Below are 17,532 nucleotides of genomic sequence, written 5' to 3' on the forward strand. Positions count from 1 at the left end.
TGAGAGAGCCTACGGAGGAGTGGAAAAAATGGCCACGAAAAGGACGGCACCCGTGCGCAAGGTCGCGATCATCGGCGGTAACCGGATCCCCTTCGCCCGCTCGAACGGCCCGTACGCGAAAGCGTCGAACCAGGACATGTTCACGGCCGCCCTCGACGGCCTGGTCAGCCGCTTCTCCCTGCAGGACGAGGTGATCGGCGAGGTCGCCGCCGGCGCCGTGCTCAAGCACGCCCGCGACTTCAACCTCGCCCGCGAAAGCGTCCTCGGCAGCAGGCTGAACCCCGCCACCCCGGCCTCCGACGTGCAGATGGCCTGCGGCACCGGCCTCCAGGCGATCATCAACGTCGCCAACAAGATCGCCCTCGGCCAGATCGACTCGGCCATCGCGGGCGGCGTCGACACCACGTCCGACGCGCCGCTTGCGGTCAACGACGACCTGCGCCAGATCCTGGTGCAGCTCAACGCCGCGAAGACGCTGCCAGAGCGATTGAAGCTCGCCGCGAAGCTGCGCCCGGGCCACATCGTGCCCGAGATCCCGCGTAACTCCGAGCCGCGCACCGGCCTGTCCATGGGCGAGCACGCGGCGCTGACCGCGAAGGTCTGGGAGATCACCCGCGAGGCGCAGGACGAGCTCGCCGCGACCAGCCACCAGCGGCTCGGCGCGGCGTACGACAAGGGTTTCTTCGACGACCTGGTGACGCCGTACCTGAAGCTGGCGCGTGACCAGAACCTGCGGCCGGACTCCAGCGTCGAGAAGCTCGCGAAGCTGAAGCCCGCCTTCGGTGGTCCCGAGGGCACGATGACCGCGGGCAACTCGACGCCGCTGTCCGACGGCGCGTCGACCGTGCTGCTCGCGACCGAGCAGTGGGCCAAGGCGCGGAAGCTGCCGGTGCTGGCGTACCTGACGTTCTCGCAGACCGCGGCCGTCGACTACGTCCACGGCGACGAGGGCCTGCTGATGGCGCCCGCGTACGCCGTCCCGCAGATGCTCACGCGGGCCGGGCTCACCTTGCAGGACTTCGACTTCTACGAGATCCACGAGGCCTTCGCGTCGCAGGTGCTCGCCACCCTCAAGGCGTGGGAGGACCCGCAGTTCGCGAAGTCGAAGCTGGGCCTCGACGAACCCCTCGGCTCCATCGATCGGGCGAAGCTGAACGTCAACGGCTCCTCGCTGGCGGCCGGGCACCCGTTCGCCGCGACCGGTGGCCGTATCGTCGCCACCCTCGCGAAACTGTTGAACGAGAAGGGTTCCGGCCGCGGCCTCATCTCGATCTGCGCCGCGGGCGGCCAGGGCGTCACCGCGATCCTCGAGAAGTAGGCCGTTCGCCTGGAGCAGATCCGGGAAAAACCCCGGTGCCTTTGTCGGTGCCGGGGTCTAGGTTGGCCGCATGTTCGCAGTTCAGGCGAAAGCGCTGGTCAAAACCTACGGGTCCACACGCGCGCTCGACGGGGTCGATCTGTCGATCCCCCAGGGCAAGGTGCTCGGCCTGCTGGGGCCGAACGGTGCCGGGAAGACGACGACGGTCCGCATCCTGACCACGCTGCTCCGCCCGGATTCGGGCGAGGCGGAGGTGGCCGGGCACGACGTGCTGGCCCATCCCGACGCCGTCCGGCGGTCGATCGGGCTCTCCGGGCAGTACGCCGCCGTGGACGAGAACCTCACCGGGTTCGAGAACCTGTACATGGTCGGCAGGCTCTACGGGAGCAAGAAGGCCGCGGCGAAGTCGCGGGCGCGTGAGCTGCTCGCCCGGTTCCGGCTGGAGGACGCGGCGGATCGTCCCGCCAAGACGTACTCCGGCGGTATGCGGCGACGGCTCGACCTAGCGGGCGCGCTGGTCGCCGAGCCGACCGTGGTGATCCTCGACGAGCCGACCACCGGGCTCGATCCGCGCGGCCGGATCGACACCTGGGAGGTCATCAAGGAGCTCGTCGCCGACGGCACCACGGTGCTGCTGACCACGCAGTATCTGGAGGAGGCCGATCAGCTCGCCGACTCGATCGTGGTGATCGACAAGGGGAAGGTCATCGCGCGCGGCACCGCCGACGAGCTCAAGCAGGAGATCGGCGGCGAGCGACTCGAACTGGTCGTGGCGAACACGAGCGATCTCGCGATCACCACGCAGGTGCTGACCGAGGTCGGCTCGGGCACGCCGTCGGTCGACGAACACACCCGCAAGGTCGACGTCCTGGTCGAGGGCGGGCCGAAAGCGTTGATCGAGGCACTGCGGCGGCTGGACGGCCACGGCGTCGCCATTCAGGACGTCGCGCTGCACCGGCCGACGCTCGACGACGTGTTCCTTTCGCTGACGGGGCACGCGACGGACGAGGGGGACAAGAAGTGAGCGCGGTCGCGAAGGCCTTTTCCGACGGTGGCGTGATCACCTGGCGGAACCTGAAGAACGTCCAGCGCAACCCGGACTGGCTGATGGCGGCGACCCTGCAGCCGATCATGTTCGTGCTGCTGTTCGCGTACGTCTTCGGCGACGCGATCGGCGGGGAGGCGGGCGGGCTCGCGTATCGCGAGTTCCTGATCGCGGGCATCTTCGCGCAGACGGTCGCGTTCAACTCTGCCTTCACCGTGATCGGCTTCGCGAACGACCTGCAGAAGGGCATCATCGACCGATTCCGTTCGCTGCCGATCTCCCGCCTCGCGGTGATCTTCGGCCGGACGACGTCGGATCTGGTGATCAGCGTGGTCGCGCTGGTCGTCATGTCGCTCTGCGGGCTGCTCGTCGGCTGGCGGATCCGCGGCAGCTTCCTCGACGCGGTGCTCGGCTACCTGGTGATGCTGATGTTCGCGTGGGCGCTGTCCTGGGTCGGCGCGTGGATCGGGCTCGTCGCGCGCAGCGTCGAGGTCGCGCAGAGTGCCGGGCTGATGTGGATGTTCCCGCTGAGCTTCATCTCGACGGCGTTCGTCCCGGCGGACAAGCTGCCGGGCGTGCTGAAGGCCATCGCCGACTGGAACCCGTTCACCGCGGTGATCAACTCGGCCCGTGACCTGTTCGGGAACCGCTTCGGCGCGGCGCCGACGGGCTGGCCCGCCGAGCACGCCTCGCTGTACGCGATCCTGTGCTGCGTCGCCATCATCGCGATCTTCGCGCCGCTCGCGACGGCCCAGTACAAGAAGGTCGCGAGCCGCTAGGAAAACTTCTGTGCAGAAATGTCGAACCGCCGTCGAGCCGCTCGACGCGTCGGTGAAGGCGAGGTAGAAACAGCCCCGCCAAGACACTGAGGAGCAGCGATGCGGTTTCTGATGATGCACCGGCTCGACGAGAGCGCCCCGGAAGCCCGGAACCCGAGCAAGGAGTTCATCGAGAAGATGGGCGCCTTCATCGAGGACTCGTTCGAGAAGGGCATCCTCATCACGGCGGAGGGCGTGCACCCGTCGGAGAAGGGCGCGAAGGTCCGCAAGGGCCGCGGCGGCAAGATCACCGCGACCGACGGCCCGTTCACCGAGGCGAAAGAGGTCATCGGCGGGTTCGCGCTGTTCAACGCCAAGGACCTGGCCGAGGCCGTCTCGTTCGCCGAGTCCTACGCCGCGCTGTTCGACGAGATCGAGGTCGAGGTGCGCACCGTCGTCGAGGCGGAGGACATCGAGGCCCTCACCTCGTGACCCCGTGCGTTCAGGCGGTCGTGAGTGGCGATTCGGGTTCTAGCCGAGGGTGTCTTAGGTACCTACTGGCTTCCGGCCGTCGTTGACTTCCCGGCCCGGTCTGTGGGGGCCTGGGGGGCTGGAGCCGGTGTCGCGAAAGCCACTTTCGGGACGTCAGAGGTCTCGAAAGTGGCTTTCGCAACGCTCGGCCGAGCCCAGCCAGCGGTACCGAGCGCCTCGGGTTCTCGTGAGTGGCGATTCGGGTTCTAACCCGAATCGCCACTCACGACCCACGGCACCGACGACGCCCCGTTGCCCGGCCCCTCGCTAGAGGCAGGCGTTACTTCGTGATGGCCTTCTCGGCCTTCTTCGCCAGCTTCTCGGCGCGCTTCTCCGTCTTGGAGGCGGCACGCTTCGCGCGCCAGCCGAGCGACGGCTTGCCGGCGGTGTCGGCGGCGGCGAGCAGCAGGCCACCGGCCAGGCCGGCGTTCTTGATGAACTGGATCTGCTGCTGCTGACGCTCGGCCGGTTCGTTGATCTCCCAGAACCGGTGCGCGGCCAGCGTCGTCGGGACGAGGCTGCCGAGCAGCAGCAGCGAGGCCAGGCGCGGCGCCTTGCCCGCGGCGAGCGCGACCCCGGCCCCGACCTTCACCGCGGCGTCGATCCGGACGAGGGTGGCGGGGTCGCGCGGTACCGACTCCGGCACCACGCCCTCCAGCTTGTCGAAGGACTGGGTGAGGAACGGCTCCGCGGCTTTGGCGTGCCCCTGGGTGTCCCTCAGCGCGCCGATCCCACCGGAGATGAAGATCGCGGCGAGAAGCGGACGTGCGACGCGACGGAGAATCACGGTCGTAACCTTTCTGATCCGGACCCGGGAAACAAACCTAACCCCAGTCTTCCCGCCCGCCACGTCGCCGAACCGCGCTAACGGTGTATCCCGGAATATTTCTCTGGCACTAGATAGAGCTAGATTCCCCTAGCGGGCTCGATACGCCTTGGGCAGCTTGAACCCGCGGTCCGCCGCGACCTCCCGCAGCCGGTCCGGGTAGTCGGTGATGATGCCGTCGACGCCGTCGTCGATGAGCTTGTGCATGGTGGCCGGGTCGTTGATCGTCCAGGGCACGACCTTGATCCCGGCTCGGTGCGCCTCGGTGACCAGCGCCTTCGTCGTGAACGGCCGGTAGTCGGGGTCGCCGACCTTGCCGCCCTGCGGGTTGCCGTGCACCGGCGAGAGCGCCTTCGCGCCGAACGACTTCACCGCGCGGACGGGGCTGCCGCCGAAGTCGTCGATGTCGATCCCGCCGAGCCACGGCGATTTGCCCGGCTGCCCGACCTGCAGGAACTCGGGCTGGGTCAGCGCGACCGTCGGGAGCCACGGCGCGACCTCGCGGAACCGCATCAGCGCGCCCCAGTCGAAGCTCTGGATCGAGACGTTGTGCGCGAACCCGCCGCGCACGATCTCGCGCACCGCCCGCTGGACGAACTGCTCACGCGGCGCCGTCTCGTGCGGCGCGGCGGCCTCGACCTTCGTCTCGATGTTGAACTTGATGCCCCAGGCGCGGTGGTCGCGGGCGAGCTGGAAGAGCTCGGCGAGCGTCGGCATCTTGGCGCCGGGGGAGAGCGTCTGGCCGGGATGCGCGGGCTGCCGGATCGAACCGCAGTCCAGCGTGCGGACCTGCGCGAACGTCAGATCCTTCACGTACTTGCCGACGTACGGGTACGCCGGGTCGCCGGGCGTCGCGGGCGCGGTGTCGCGGCACTTCGCGGGGGTGGTCTTGCGGTCGTGGGTGATCACCTCGCGACCGTCCTTGGTGATCTGGATGTCGAGTTCGAGCGTGGTCACCCCCAGCTCCATCGCCTTGCCGAAGGACGCGAGCGTGCTCTCGACCGTGAGGCCGAGCCCGCCGCGGTGAGCCTGGATGTCGAAGGCGCGACGCGGATGCGCGTCGGCGACCCCGGCCGTCGTCAAGGTCAGCGCAGTGGCGATGACCAGCGCGAATGTCTTCATTCGTGAACCATGCCACGGACGGGTGAACTTCGATTGACTTTGACGCAACGTCAACCTCTACCTTCGTGGACATGCCGAACGAGAAGGAGTGGTCGATCCAGGACATCGCCCGCTCGGCCGGGACCACGAGCCGCACGCTGCGCCACTACGGCGACATCGGGCTGCTCGAACCGAGCCGGGTGGGGAGCAACGGATACCGCTACTACGACCAGGACGCGCTGGTGCGGCTGCAACGGATCCTGCTGCTTCGCGAACTCGGGCTGAGCCTGCCCGCGATCGGCGAAGTCCTCGAAGGGGAGCAAGACACGACAGCGGCGCTGCGCACGCACCTGAAGTGGCTGGAGCAGGAGCGACAGCGGCTCGGACGGCAGATCGAATCGGTCAGGACGACCTTGAAGAAGACAGAGAGAGGTGAACAGCTGATGGCAACGGAAGTGTTCGACGGCTTCGACCACACGAAGTACGAGAAGGAGGTCACCGAACGCTGGGGCGCCGACGCCTACAAGCAGGGTGACCGGTGGTGGAAGTCGCTGAGCGCCGAGGACAAGAAGGCGCACCAGCAGGAACAGAAGGACATCGCCGCCGCTTTCGGCGAGGCCCGCGCCAAGGGTCTGCCCGCCGACGGTGACGAGGCCCAGGCGATCACGCAGCGGCTGTACGAGTGGCTTCGGCCGGCCGTGCGGGCCGTCTCGAAGGGCTACTTCGCCGGTCTCGGGCAGCTGTACGTCGACGACCCGCGCTACGGGCAGTACGACGAGAAGCACGGTGAGGGGACCGCGGAGTACATCCGTGACGCGATGGCGGTCTACGCCGAGCGCAACCTGCGCGACTAGGAACGAGGGACGGGGCTGCAGACCCGTCCACTCGGACTAACCCGTCGCGACACGCCTATCCCTCTATGGCGGAATATCGGGTCCACGCTAGAAACGCCGATAGCGTGTGAGAGTGGATCCCATCCGCAACCCCTTCGCCCCGGGCGCCGGTCAACGGCCGCCCGAGCTGGCAGGCCGCGTGCGCGAGCTCCAGGCCTTCGAGGTCGTGCTCGAACGGGTCGCCCGCGGGAGACCCGAACGCAGCCTGATGCTGACCGGCCTGCGTGGCGTGGGGAAGACCGTGCTGCTGGGCGAGCTGCGTTCGCGGGCCATCAAGCACGGCTGGGGCGCGGGCAAGATCGAAGCCCGCCCCGACACCGAACTTCGGCGGCCGCTGTCGGCCGCGCTGCACCGCGCGATCCGCGACCTCGCCGTGCGCCATCGCGCGCCGGACCGGGTCGAGCAGGTGCTCGGCGTGCTCAAGGCGTTCGCGCTGCGCGCCAACAAACCGGACGCGAAGCTCCGTGACCGCTGGCAACCGGGCATCGACGTGCCCGCCGCTCAGGGCCGCGCCGATTCCGGCGACATCGAGATCGACCTGGTCGAGCTGTTCACCGAGGTCGCCGAACTGGCGGCCGACGTCGGCACCGGGGTCGCGCTGCTGATCGACGAGATCCAGGACCTGCTGCCGGAGGACGTTTCCGCGCTCTGCGCCGCCTGCCACGAACTTTCGCAGTCCGGGGCGCCGCTGGTCGTGGTCGGCGCGGGGCTGCCGCACGTGCCCGCCGTCCTTTCGGCGTCGAAGTCGTACTCGGAACGCCTCTTCCGTTACGCGCGTATCGACCGGCTGGAGCGCGAGGACGCCGACCTCGCGGTGATGGCCCCCATCGAACGGGAGGACGCGGGCATCGAACCGGAGGCGCTGGACGCCCTGTTCGACGCGTCGGGCGGATATCCGTACTTCATCCAGGCCTACGGCAAGGCCGCCTGGGATGCCGCGCCGGCGGATCCGATCACCGTGAAGGACGTCCAGGTCGCGGCGCCGGAGGCCGAATCGGAGCTCGCGGTCGGCTTCTTCGGCTCCCGCTACGAGCGCGCGACGCCGGCCGAACGCGAGTACCTGCTCGCGATGGCCGAGCTGACCCAGGGCCGGGACGAGTCCGCCGGTACCGCCGATGTGGCCGTCTACCTGGGGCGGAAGCCTTCGTCGCTGTCTCCGGCGCGGGACAGCCTGATGAAGAAGGGCCTGGTGTACTCCGCCGAACGCGGGCACATCGCCTTCACCGTCCCGCACTTCGGCCACTACCTGCTCGGCCGGGACTAAGCCTCTCTCAGGCTTTATCGCGTAAATCCTAGAAAGCGGTAGAGACCTCTACCGAGGCTTTGCCCTGTCCTCGGCGTTACCAAGAAGTGACCGGCGCCACCAAATCTCTCCGGTTTTACGCTCTTGTTGCCGATGATTCATCGGCAGGTGTGCCAAGTCACCGGATAATCGTTGGCTTCCTTGTGAAAAAGGGTGCATACTAGAAGCACAGCCACGAAGACGCAAGATCTACTCCCAAGGGGATGACAAAAACCGATGAACAACATCGCCGCCAAGCTCCGTGCCCGTCGCGCCGAGGCTCGTACTCGCCGGGCCCTGAACCGGGCGATCGACACCGCGGCCACCGCGACCGTTCGTCAGGAGCTCATCGCTATCTCCCAGGCGCGTCACACGCACATGCGCTGACTCGACAACAACCGTTGTAGGTGTCGCCCGTTCGAGTGACCTACGACACATAGTGCGTGAGGTGTAACGCCGCGGAACGTGGCGTCGATACCCACTACGACCCCGTGATGCTGGCGGACCCCCGACCTGGCAGCATCACGGGGTTTCCATATGTCCACCCCCGGAAAGATTTCTTGCCTTCACCGCTTCGCGGGGTAACACTTGACCCAGTCAACGAATCTGTTGAGGTGGTCAAATGAATCGATCCGCGGACCGGGTGGCGACCGTCCGGGCCTTCAACCGCCTGTACACCGGCGTGATCGGCGTCCTCGACGAAGGACCGGCCGACGCCGAGTACTCCCTGAGCGAAGCCAGGGTCATCTTCGAACTCGCGCAGCAGGATTCGACCCAGGTCACCGACCTGCGCAAACGTCTCGACCTCGACGCCGGGTACGCGAGCAGGCTGCTCGCGAGGCTCGAAGGGCGAGGTCTCCTCACCCGCGAACGCAGCGACGAGGACGCGCGCCGTCAGATCGTCCGGCTGACCGAGGACGGCCGCAAGGCCTTCGCCGTCCTCGACCAACGGTCGGTGGGCCGGATCGGCTCGCTGCTCGGCAAGTTCGGCGAAGACGAGCAGAAACGGCTGCTCGGCGCCATGGACACGATCACCTCGCTGGTCGGTGAGCGTGCCTCGGATCCCGCGCTGGTCCTGCGCCCGCCCCGGCCGGGTGACTTCGGCTGGGTGGTCCACCGCCACGGCGCCCTCTACTCCCGCGAGTACGGCTGGGACGAACGTTTCGAAGCGCTCGTCGCCCGTGTCGTCGCGGAGTACGTCGACCGGCGCGGAGACCCGCGCCAAGCGGGCTGGATCGCCGAACTCGACGGCGAACGCGTCGGTAGCGTCTTCTGCATGCCCGCCGAAGACGGCACCACCGCGAAGCTGCGGATGCTGCTCCTGGAACCGGCCGCGCGGGGACGTGGCGTCGGGAAACGCCTGGTCGCCGAATGCGTCGAGTTCGCGAGGGCCTCCGGCTACCAGGCGATGGAACTCTGGACGGTCTCGTTGCTGGAGGCGGCGCGGGCGATCTACCGGAAGGCCGGCTTCCAGCTGGTGAGCGAGGAGACGATCCCGGGCTTCGGTTACGAGCTGACCGGGCAGACCTGGCGGCTGGAGCTGTGAGGTGTTCGTCGTCTACTGCCCCACCTGCGACCGCCGGTCCGTGGTCGGGGTCGGCTCGATCGATTTCGTCGACGACCTGACCCCGGGCATGATCTCCGTTTCCGGTCGCTGCCCGGATGGCCACTACGCCGTCCTCCTGACCGGGAAGGCCTTCGCGCCCCACGAACCGTGTGTGCGCGAAGTCCGGCAGGTGTTGAAACGGCGGCGTCGCCGGACCAGGCTGAGTGCCTGGTTCGCGCGGCAGCGTGAACTGCACGACCGGCTCTTCCGCTACTGATGTCGATTCGCCGGGGGCTCGTTCGTCTAGGGACCATCGATCCCCAAGGAGGACACCATGCCCCACTACATCGGTTTCATCCGCTCCACCGCGGACTCGCACGACCACCTCGGCCCCGACGAAGCGCAACGTGTGCTCGAGAGCTACCTGGCCTGGGCGGACGAACGCACCAAGGAAGGCCGCTTCGTCGGCGGTGGCGGGCTGTCGAGGGGCGGCCGGGTGCTGCGCGGTTCCGGCGGTGAGGTCGGCGCGACCGACGGACCGCACACCGAGGCCACCGAGATCGTCGGCGGCTACCAGGTGATCGAGGCCGCGGACCTCGACCAGGCGGAGAAGATCTTCGCGACGCATCCGCATCTGGCGTTCGGGCCGATCGAGGTGCGCAAGGTCGGCGAACGCGGTTGCGAGGACTGATGCCGAGGTTCGTCGGTCTGATGACCTTCACCCAGGGCGCCGGGGGCGGGCCGGCCGAAAACGGCATCGACCGGTACTTCGCCTGGCAGGAGGAGCTGCGTTCGTCCGGCAAGCTGGTCGCGGCCGCCGGGCTGGCCCCGGAATCGCGGGTGGTGCGTGCCGGGACGATCACCGATGGCCCGTTCACCGAGGCCAGCGAGATCGTCGCCGGGTATCTCGTGGTCGAGGCCGCCGATCTCGATGAAGCGGCGAAGCTGTTCGAAACGCATCCGATCGCGGTGGACGGCGTCGGGATGTTCGTGGTCAGTGAGATCGCACTCGACCTCGACACGCCTCGGGAGGAACACCTGAGGCGTTCCGGGCTGTCATGAGCCGCCCGGCCGGCGTGGTGGAGCATCTGTTCCGGCACAGTGCCGGGCGGATCGTCGCCACGCTGGCCAGGGCGCTCGGGCCCGAACGGCTGGATCTTGCCGAGGAGGCCGTCGCCGACGCGCTGGAACAGGCGCTGCGCACCTGGCCGCAGTGCGGGGTGCCGGACAACCCTCAGGGCTGGTTGTTCCGCGCCGCACGGAACCGGGCGATGGACGTCGTCCGGCGCGAGCGGACCTTGCGCACGCTGCTGCCGCGGCTCGTGGAACTCGACGGTCACGAGGACGGCCGCGGCACGGACGACGAACTCGTGCTGATGTTGCTGTGCTGCCATCCCGCGCTGCCGACGGTCTCGCAGGTGGCGCTGACGTTGAAGACGGTCGGCGGGCTCGGCGTGAACGAGATCGCGGCGGCCCTGCTGACGAAACCGGCGACGGTGGCGCAGCGGCTCGTGCGGGCGAAGAAGTGGTTGCGGGAGTCGGGAAAGCCGCTGTCGTTGCCGGGTCCGGACGCTCTGGAGTCCAGAGTGGACAGTGTGCTGGCCGTGCTCTATCTGCTCTTCAACGAAGGCTACGACGCGACGACCGGAGAGGTCGCGGTGCGCGGCGAACTGTGTGGGGAGGCGATCCGGCTGGGACGGCTGCTGCTGGCCGAGCCGAAGACGGATCTGCCGAGGGTGCGGGCGCTGGTCGCGCTGATGCTGTTGCAGGGGAGCAGGCTGCCCGCGCGGGTCGACCGGGAGGGGGACCTGCTGCTGCTCGACGAGCAGGACCGGGACCGCTGGGATCACGCGATGATCGCCGAGGGGACGCGGCTGTTCGAGCGGGCGTGCACCGGGCCGGAGATGTCGGCGTACCACGTCGAGGCGGCGATCGCGCTGTGCCACAGCACGGTTTCGCCGCCGGACTGGCGGCGGATCGTCGGCCTGTACGACGATCTGCTGGCGCTGCGGCCCTCGCCGGTGGCGCGACTGAACCGCGCGATCGCGCTTTCGATGGTGGACGGCGCCGCTGCCGGGATCGCCGAACTCGAAGCCATCGAGGCCGACCTGCCGGATTACACCCTGCTGCCCGCCGTGCTCGGCGCCCTGTGGCAGCGGGCCGGCGACCCGGCGCGAGCCGCGGAACACTACCGGCGAGCGCTCGCGCTGCCCTGCTCGGAACCGCAACGCCGCTTCCTCACCCGACGCCTGACGGCCTGCTCCGCGACATCCTGACCAGCGCTTTTGCTTTGCCTCGCGCGTTACCCCACCCCCCACCACTCCCAGGGGGGCGCGCCCCGCACCAGCGTATCGGGAGGGGGTGTCGCGGGGGCGGGGACGGAGGGGTTCGGGGGCTAGTTGTCCACAACGGTGGGTGGGTGTGGACAAGTGGGCGAGGGGCCGCGCGGGACACGGCTGGGCGTGATGCGAAAGCCACTTTCGCAACGTTGAAGGTTGCGAAAGTGGCTTTCGCAACACGCAACGCGCGCCGGCCGCCGGTGAGCAGAGGCGAAAGGCCGTCGAAGACATCCGCAGTTCACGCGGACAGGGTTGGCTGGGGGAGTGAACTGGACGGCGTACGTCGACGGCTACTGCGAACGCCTCGCCCCCGGGCTCTGGGGCGAGCCGCTCAACAGCCTCAGCAATCTCGCGTTCCTGATCGCGGCGATCGCGGTCTGGCGGCAGCCGAAGGGCCGCGTGTTCGGCGCCCTCATCGGGCTGGTGTTCCTCGGCAGCACGGCGTTCCACCTGCTCGCCACCCGCTGGTCCGCCGCCGCGGACACCGGCTTCATCCTGGTGTTCGTCCTGTACTACGCCGCCGTGTTCCCGCACGTGTTCTTCGGCGTCCGCCGACGGCTGGCCTGGCTCGGCATCCCCGTGTTCCTCGCCTTCGCCGCCGTCGTCGCGTCACTGGGCGGCGGGCTGTACCTCTCGGCGCTGATCGGGCTCGTGATCTTCGCGGTCGTTCTCAAGGGTGAAGACCGTCGCAGGTTCGCCGTCGCCGCGGGCGTTTTCGGGGTGTCGCTTTCGTTCCGCACGGCCGACCACACCGTCTGCGGGAACTTCCCCGCCGGGACGCATTTCCTCTGGCACCTGCTGAACGGGCTCGTGCTCTATCTCGCCGCGAGCGCCGCGACGAAAAGGGTCGCGTCCCGGCAGGACGCGGCCCCTTCCCACAGCTGACTCAGTGGACGCCGATTTCGCGGAGATCCTTGTCGTGCTCGTCGGCGTGGTAGTCCGCGGCCTCGGTGTCGTCCGTGCCGTTGAAGACCTTCAGCTGCCGCGCGATCACCGTGAAGATCACGGCGATCAGCAGGTTCGCGATCAGCGCCACGAACCCGACGTAGATCTGCAGCTGCGAGCCGCTGAGCGGGTGCCAGCCGAAGATCGACAGATCGCCGAGCTTCAGCGCCGAGCCACCGAAGTGCGCCTTGCCGGTCGCCGGGTTGGGGATGTTGTAGAGCATGATCATGCCCCAGCCGATGCCGACCACCCAGCCGGCGATCAGGCCCCAGCGGTGGAACCACCGCGTGTAGAGCGAGATCGCGACCGCCGGCAGCGTCTGCAGGATCAGCACACCGCCGATGAGCTGCAGGTCGATCGAGAACTGCGGGTCGATGAACAGGATGAACGCCACCGCGCCGAACTTCACGATCAGCGAAGCGAGCTTGGCCTGCTTCGCTTCCTCGCCCGGCGTCGCGTTCTTCTTGATGTACTCCTTGTAGATGTTGCGGGTCCACAGGTTGGCCGCCGCGATCGACATGATCGCCGCGGGTACCAGCGCGCCGATCCCGATCGCGGCGAACGCGATCCCGGCGAACCACGACGAGAACTGCGTGTCGAACAGCACCGGGACGACGGTGTTCGTGTCGGGCTTGCCGGTCGCGTTGTTGGTGATCGGCGAGACCGACGCGCTGATCGCGACGTAGCCGAGCAGCGCCAGCAGACCCAGCACCAGCGAGTACGCCGGCAGCGCGACCATGTTCCGCTTGATCACGCTGCGGCCGCGCGAGGCGAGCACGCTGGTGAGCGAGTGCGGGTACAGGAACAGCGCGAGCGCCGAACCGAGCGCCAGCGTGGCGTACTGCAACTGGTTGTTGGCGTTGAGCAGGATGCCGTCCGCCTGCGACGGCGTCTTGTCGAACTTCGCGTCGGCCGCGTCGAAGATCGCCGACCAGCCGCCGAGCTTCGAGGGCAGGTAGATGATCGCGACGATGATCACGAGGTAGATCAGGATGTCCTTGACGAACGCGATCAGCGCGGGCGCGCGAAGACCCGACTGGTACGTGTAGACCGCCAGGATGATGAAGGCGACCAGCAGCGGCAGGTGGCCGACGATGCCGGAGCCGTTGATGCCCATCGTCCGCAGCACGGCTTCGAGGCCGACGAGCTGCAGCGCGATGTACGGCATGGTCGCGACGATGCCGGTGATCGCGATGAGCAGCGCCAGCGTCGGCGAACCGAACCGGCCGCGGACGAAGTCGGCGGGCGTGACGTAGCCGCGGACGCGCGAGACCGACCACATGCGCAGCGCCGGCATCAACACGATCGGGTAGACGATGATCGTGTACGGCAGCGCGAAAAGGCCCATCGCGCCGGCGCTGAACATCAGCGCGGGGACCGCGACGAACGTGTAGGCCGTGTAGAGGTCACCACCGAGCAGGAACCAGGTGATCCACGAGCCGAACTTGCGGCCGCCGAGACCCCATTCGTCCAGGTGGTCGAGGGTGTTGCCGGCCTTCCAGCGCGACGCGACGAAGCCGAGCACGGTGACCACCGCGAAGAGGATCGTGAAGATGATCAGCTCTGGCCATTGGATGTTGGTCACTTGACGTCCCCCTCGTCGAGCTCGTCCACGGACAGCCGGTCGGGACGCTCACTGGTCGGCTTGTCCTTGGTCATCACGAAGACGATCCAGGTGCACAGGACACCGACCGCGACGAACACGAACTGGAACCAGTAGAAGAACGGCATCCCGAACAGCCGGGGACCGTCCGAATTGAACAAGGACGTGATCAGCACCAGCAACGGGATGATCAACAGGAGGTTCCAGGGGCTGAACTGAAAACCCCTCACCTTCCCGTCTGCCTTACCTGACACCATCGGACCTCACCTAACGTTCCCGTACCCCCGGATGGTCCCGATGACCCTAGAACCTCTCCCCCGTCCGGGTCACGCGCGCCCGATATCGATTTGATCAGCGACGCCTCATCCGACGAAGGGCGGTTGCCGTCCCGGGCCCCGGCGGATATCAATAGCCGCAGTCGCGAACAGGAACTTCGCACGCATGATCAAAGGGGCATCGGATGAAGAAACTCCGCTATGCGGTGGTGATCCCGGCTGTCGCCGGCACCATGCTGGCCGGGTTCACGCCTGCGTTCGCAGGGCCGGAGGCTGCCGGGCAGCAGCCGCTGAACTCCACCAACATTCCGGCGAAGTACGCGGACCAGAAGCTCGATTGGCACAAGTGCACCGCGAGCGAGCTGCCGTCCGCGCCGCCTCCGGGGGCCGAGAACATCGAGTGTGCGACCTACCGCGCGCCGCGTAACTGGTACAAGACGAACGAGAACATCGACCTGACGATCGCCGTCAGCCGCCTCGCCGCCACCAGCGGCAAGGCGACGGCCAGCGTCATCACGAACCCGGGTGGCCCCGGCGCTCCGGGCCGTAACTTCCCGGCTCGTCTGCGTAACCAGACGAAGCTCCGCGCGCACCAGGAGATCATCGGTCTCGACCCGCGCGGCACCGGCAAGAGCACGAACATCACCTGCGGTAACGCGATCGGCACCGGTTCGGACCTCGACCCGCGCGACCGCAGCCGGGCGAACCTCAACCTGATCCTGGACGCCACCAAGTACGCGGCGGACTCCTGCCAGGTGAAGTCCGGCGAGCTGGGCCCGCTCATCAACACCGCGCAGACCATCCGCGACATCGACCTGCTGCGTGTCCTGCTGGGCCGCGACAAGATCAACTGGGTCGGCTACTCGGCGGGCACCTGGATGGGCGCGCACTACGCGCAGCAGTTCCCCACCCGAACGGGCCGTTTCCTGCTCGACTCCGCGACCGAGTTCACCACCACCTGGCAGAACTCGTTCGACTGGCAGCCGCTCGGCTTCGAGCGCCGCTGGCGTCAGGACTTCCTGCCGTGGATCGGCAAGTACGACAAGGTCTACGGCTTCGGCAAGACCGGTGAAGCCGCGCGCCAGACCTACGAGAAGGTCCGCTTCGCGCTGACCCAGAACCCGGTCGAGGTGGACGGCGTCCCGGTTTCGGCCAACGCCCTCGACTCGACCATCGCGTCGTACCTCTACTCGAAGCGCAACTTCACGGCGCTGGCCGACTACCTGGTCAACCTGAAGACGCTGACCGAGGGCACCTCGACGCAGCAGCAGAAGGCCTCGGCCGCGCAGAAGGTCAAGGCGGAGACTGTGGACGGTGACGGCGTCATCGGCCCGCAGCCGCTGTTCGTCCCGACCGACGGCGACTCCTACAACGCCAGCTTCTGGTCCATCCCCTGCAACGAGGGCCCGTGGTACGGCAACCGGAACAGCGTGATCCGGCAGTCGCAGAAGTTGATCGACCGCGACCTGCCGCTGCTGGGCGCGGGCTGGCTGATCCAGCCGTGCATCTTCTGGAAGAACAAGCCGGTCGAACTGCCGAGGCTCGACGGCCGCGGCGTCCCGCCGGTGCTGATCGTCCAGTCGGTGAACGACCCGGCGACCCCGCTCGAGGGTGCGACCCGTGCGCACCGCGCGTTCGCCGGCTCGCGGATGATCACCGTGACCGGTGAGGGTGACCACGGCATCTACGCCGGCGGCAACGCGGGTGTGGACAAGGTCGTGGAGGACTACCTCGTCGACGGCAAGGTGCCGAACGACCAGAGCCTCCCCGGACTCCCACTTCCGGTGCCCGCGGGCGCCTGAAGCCACTAGGGATTGTGGCCCCGTCGAGTTTCGGCTCGGCGGGGCCCTTTCTTTGGGGTTGTCCACGACCTGTGCACAGAGTTGTCCACAGGCTGGGGGTAACTCGGTGGGGACGACTTCGCGGACGGCAGTGGCGACTGGGTCGGATCTCGCATGACTGGGCGGGCCGGCCGGGACACTCGTGTGACTGGATGGACGACACGCGTGATCGGACGGACGACACGCGTGACTGGAGGGACGGCACACGCTCGCGGCCGGTGTGCGCCGGGGCGTAATTCGCGTGCTTGAAGGCGTAACTCGCGTGATCGGAGGCGTAACTCGGGAATCCGGCCGGACCGGTATTAGTATTGGCACCATGGTGCGAGTGCCGTTGACGGACGAGGAACGTGAACGCGGCGAGCGGCTGGGCCTGGCGCTCCGGGACGCGCGCGCGGCGTCGTCGCGGAGCATGGTCGAGGTCGCGGCGGAGGCCGGGATCTCGGTCGAGACGCTCCGGAAGATCGAGACCGGGCGGATCCCGACGCCCGCCTTCTTCACGGTGATGGCGATCGCGGACGCCGTCGGGCTGCCGCTGGACGCGCTGCGGGCGGCCGCCGAGGGCGGCGGCGAACAAGTCGCGGAAGCGAGCTAGGGGCGCAGGACGGCCAGGGCGTGTGCCCGGTCGTTCAGGTAGAGGAAGCCGTCGATCGGCAGGTCGAAGCTGTTCAGCAGGCTTTCCAGCGTCGCGTATTCGTCCACACCCAGTCGCAGGTTCTCGTTCAGCGCGTGCGCGACGAGGACGTCGGCCAGCTCTTCCCACTCACCCGACCAGTGCAGAGTGCGGTAGAAGGCCAGGACGTCCGGCGCGATGCGGTCGCCGATCTGGTCGAGGAGGCTGTCGCCGAAGAAGCTGATCCGGCCGGCGGCGAGGTCGGCGACGGTCGGGTTCGCCGGGTCGGCGGCGGTGTCGGGATTGCGGACCACGCCGGGACCCGCCACGGGATAGCCCGTCTTGACGTTGCCGTTGTCCTCCACCAGCACGATCAGGTGCACACCGTACCGTTCGCCGGCGCACCGCCAGCGGCCGTTGTGCATTCTGAGGCGGGGTTCGCTCGGATCGTTGGCGACGTCCTTGATCACCGCGATGATCTGCTCGTCGGTCCAGCCCGCGGGGAACTCGCTGGTCGCCCGCCGTCCCTTTCCCGGTGCGTGCCCGCCGCCCACTCGTGCTCCTTTCGTCGCATCGAGGGTAACCCGCGTTCGGAGTATCCGAATGATCCGAACGCGGG

At 68.0% G+C, this 17,532-nt stretch carries 20 protein-coding genes; 15 read left to right on the plus strand and 5 right to left on the minus strand.

What is annotated here, in order from left to right; all coding sequences use genetic code 11:
- Positions 1-28 precede the first annotated feature (28 nt).
- From NQK81_RS24910 to NQK81_RS24925, 4 genes are all read left to right on the plus strand, one after another.
- Positions 29-1,318 (plus strand): acetyl-CoA C-acetyltransferase, encoded by a 1,290-nt coding sequence (locus NQK81_RS24910; RefSeq protein ID WP_192747204.1) that lies wholly within the window; start codon positions 29-31, stop codon positions 1,316-1,318.
- A 70-nt stretch (positions 1,319-1,388) separates the two neighbouring features.
- Positions 1,389-2,342: an ATP-binding cassette domain-containing protein gene (locus NQK81_RS24915; protein WP_126736186.1), complete on the plus strand. Its 954-nt coding sequence runs from the start codon at positions 1,389-1,391 to the stop codon at positions 2,340-2,342.
- The gene (locus NQK81_RS24920) at positions 2,339-3,142 is read left to right on the plus strand and encodes an ABC transporter permease (RefSeq protein WP_037307367.1); all 804 of its coding nucleotides are present in this window, start codon (positions 2,339-2,341) and stop codon (positions 3,140-3,142) included. The genes NQK81_RS24915 and NQK81_RS24920 overlap by 4 nt, the downstream gene beginning before the upstream one ends.
- A 99-nt stretch (positions 3,143-3,241) precedes the next feature.
- On the plus strand, positions 3,242-3,613 hold the full coding sequence (locus tag NQK81_RS24925; RefSeq protein WP_192747206.1) for a YciI family protein: 372 nt from the start codon (positions 3,242-3,244) through the stop codon (positions 3,611-3,613).
- A gap of 319 nt (positions 3,614-3,932) precedes the next feature.
- Here NQK81_RS24925 and NQK81_RS24930 read toward each other — a convergent pair whose 3' ends face one another.
- Both NQK81_RS24930 and NQK81_RS24935 read right to left on the minus strand, forming a co-directional pair.
- Complete coding sequence (locus tag NQK81_RS24930; RefSeq protein ID WP_192747207.1) at positions 3,933-4,439, minus strand: DoxX family membrane protein; 507 nt, start codon at positions 4,437-4,439, stop codon at positions 3,933-3,935.
- 129 nt (positions 4,440-4,568) lie between these two features.
- A complete protein-coding gene (locus NQK81_RS24935) occupies positions 4,569-5,600 on the minus strand; it encodes a glycerophosphodiester phosphodiesterase family protein (RefSeq protein ID WP_257483462.1) in 1,032 nt (343 codons plus the stop codon).
- A gap of 71 nt (positions 5,601-5,671) precedes the next feature.
- On the opposite strand from NQK81_RS24935, the gene NQK81_RS24940 reads away from it, so the two are divergent.
- From NQK81_RS24940 to NQK81_RS24980, 9 genes are all read left to right on the plus strand, one after another.
- Positions 5,672-6,433 carry a MerR family transcriptional regulator gene (locus NQK81_RS24940; protein WP_192747209.1) on the plus strand — a complete coding sequence of 254 codons (762 nt, stop codon included), beginning with the start codon at positions 5,672-5,674 and terminating at the stop codon, positions 6,431-6,433.
- Positions 6,434-6,545: 112 nt separating this feature from the next.
- Positions 6,546-7,736: an ATP-binding protein gene (locus tag NQK81_RS24945; protein WP_007032375.1), complete on the plus strand. Its 1,191-nt coding sequence runs from the start codon at positions 6,546-6,548 to the stop codon at positions 7,734-7,736.
- Positions 7,737-7,991: 255 nt separating this feature from the next.
- Positions 7,992-8,141 (plus strand): hypothetical protein, encoded by a 150-nt coding sequence (locus tag NQK81_RS24950; RefSeq protein WP_007032374.1) that lies wholly within the window; start codon positions 7,992-7,994, stop codon positions 8,139-8,141.
- A 235-nt stretch (positions 8,142-8,376) separates the two neighbouring features.
- Entirely contained in the window at positions 8,377-9,300 is a 924-nt protein-coding gene (locus tag NQK81_RS24955; protein WP_257483463.1) for a bifunctional helix-turn-helix transcriptional regulator/GNAT family N-acetyltransferase, read from the plus strand.
- Between the two features lies 1 nt (position 9,301).
- Entirely contained in the window at positions 9,302-9,577 is a 276-nt protein-coding gene (locus NQK81_RS24960; protein WP_257483464.1) for a hypothetical protein, read from the plus strand.
- Positions 9,578-9,634: 57 nt separating this feature from the next.
- Complete coding sequence (locus NQK81_RS24965; RefSeq protein ID WP_126736194.1) at positions 9,635-9,991, plus strand: YciI family protein; 357 nt, start codon at positions 9,635-9,637, stop codon at positions 9,989-9,991.
- Entirely contained in the window at positions 9,991-10,362 is a 372-nt protein-coding gene (locus tag NQK81_RS24970) for a YciI family protein (protein ID WP_257483465.1), read from the plus strand. The genes NQK81_RS24965 and NQK81_RS24970 overlap by 1 nt, the downstream gene beginning before the upstream one ends.
- Positions 10,359-11,576 carry an RNA polymerase sigma factor gene (locus NQK81_RS24975; RefSeq protein ID WP_257483466.1) on the plus strand — a complete coding sequence of 406 codons (1,218 nt, stop codon included), beginning with the start codon at positions 10,359-10,361 and terminating at the stop codon, positions 11,574-11,576. Before NQK81_RS24970 ends, NQK81_RS24975 begins: the two co-directional genes overlap by 4 nt.
- Before the next feature lie 327 nt (positions 11,577-11,903).
- Positions 11,904-12,524 (plus strand): hypothetical protein, encoded by a 621-nt coding sequence (locus NQK81_RS24980; RefSeq protein ID WP_257483467.1) that lies wholly within the window; start codon positions 11,904-11,906, stop codon positions 12,522-12,524.
- A gap of 1 nt (position 12,525) precedes the next feature.
- Here the strand turns inward: NQK81_RS24980 and mctP are convergent, their stop codons facing one another.
- Positions 12,526-14,169: a monocarboxylate uptake permease MctP gene (gene mctP / locus NQK81_RS24985; protein WP_126737406.1), complete on the minus strand. Its 1,644-nt coding sequence runs from the start codon at positions 14,167-14,169 to the stop codon at positions 12,526-12,528.
- Positions 14,166-14,444, minus strand: coding sequence for a DUF3311 domain-containing protein (locus NQK81_RS24990; RefSeq protein ID WP_185927414.1), 279 nt, complete (start codon positions 14,442-14,444; stop codon positions 14,166-14,168). The genes mctP and NQK81_RS24990 overlap by 4 nt, the downstream gene beginning before the upstream one ends.
- Positions 14,445-14,647: 203 nt before the next feature.
- On the opposite strand from NQK81_RS24990, the gene NQK81_RS24995 reads away from it, so the two are divergent.
- Positions 14,648-16,264 carry an alpha/beta hydrolase gene (locus NQK81_RS24995; protein ID WP_257483468.1) on the plus strand — a complete coding sequence of 539 codons (1,617 nt, stop codon included), beginning with the start codon at positions 14,648-14,650 and terminating at the stop codon, positions 16,262-16,264.
- A gap of 355 nt (positions 16,265-16,619) precedes the next feature.
- Positions 16,620-16,895, plus strand: a complete 276-nt coding sequence (locus NQK81_RS25000; protein WP_126737409.1) for a helix-turn-helix domain-containing protein — start codon at positions 16,620-16,622, stop codon at positions 16,893-16,895.
- On the opposite strand, the gene NQK81_RS25005 is transcribed toward NQK81_RS25000, so the two are convergent.
- A complete protein-coding gene (locus NQK81_RS25005) occupies positions 16,892-17,467 on the minus strand; it encodes an EndoU domain-containing protein (protein ID WP_257483469.1) in 576 nt (191 codons plus the stop codon). The genes NQK81_RS25000 and NQK81_RS25005 overlap by 4 nt on opposite strands.
- Between the last annotated feature and the right edge of the window lie 65 nt (positions 17,468-17,532).

It is taken from the genome of Amycolatopsis roodepoortensis, assembly GCF_024628825.1.
Taxonomy (GTDB): Bacteria; Actinomycetota; Actinomycetes; order Mycobacteriales; family Pseudonocardiaceae; genus Amycolatopsis; species Amycolatopsis roodepoortensis.

Coding starts and splice junctions, on each gene's coding strand:
- NQK81_RS24910 (WP_192747204.1), top strand. CDS start 29: ATGGCCACGAAAAGGACGGCACCCGTGCGCAAGGTCGCGATCATCGGC.
- NQK81_RS24915 (WP_126736186.1), top strand. CDS start 1,389: ATGTTCGCAGTTCAGGCGAAAGCGCTGGTCAAAACCTACGGGTCCACA.
- NQK81_RS24925 (WP_192747206.1), top strand. CDS start 3,242: ATGCGGTTTCTGATGATGCACCGGCTCGACGAGAGCGCCCCGGAAGCC.
- NQK81_RS24935 (WP_257483462.1), bottom strand. CDS start 5,600: ATGAAGACATTCGCGCTGGTCATCGCCACTGCGCTGACCTTGACGACG.
- NQK81_RS24940 (WP_192747209.1), top strand. CDS start 5,672: ATGCCGAACGAGAAGGAGTGGTCGATCCAGGACATCGCCCGCTCGGCC.
- NQK81_RS24950 (WP_007032374.1), top strand. CDS start 7,992: ATGAACAACATCGCCGCCAAGCTCCGTGCCCGTCGCGCCGAGGCTCGT.
- NQK81_RS24955 (WP_257483463.1), top strand. CDS start 8,377: ATGAATCGATCCGCGGACCGGGTGGCGACCGTCCGGGCCTTCAACCGC.
- NQK81_RS24965 (WP_126736194.1), top strand. CDS start 9,635: ATGCCCCACTACATCGGTTTCATCCGCTCCACCGCGGACTCGCACGAC.
- NQK81_RS24970 (WP_257483465.1), top strand. CDS start 9,991: ATGCCGAGGTTCGTCGGTCTGATGACCTTCACCCAGGGCGCCGGGGGC.
- NQK81_RS24975 (WP_257483466.1), top strand. CDS start 10,359: ATGAGCCGCCCGGCCGGCGTGGTGGAGCATCTGTTCCGGCACAGTGCC.
- NQK81_RS24990 (WP_185927414.1), bottom strand. CDS start 14,444: ATGGTGTCAGGTAAGGCAGACGGGAAGGTGAGGGGTTTTCAGTTCAGC.
- NQK81_RS24995 (WP_257483468.1), top strand. CDS start 14,648: ATGAAGAAACTCCGCTATGCGGTGGTGATCCCGGCTGTCGCCGGCACC.
- NQK81_RS25000 (WP_126737409.1), top strand. CDS start 16,620: ATGGTGCGAGTGCCGTTGACGGACGAGGAACGTGAACGCGGCGAGCGG.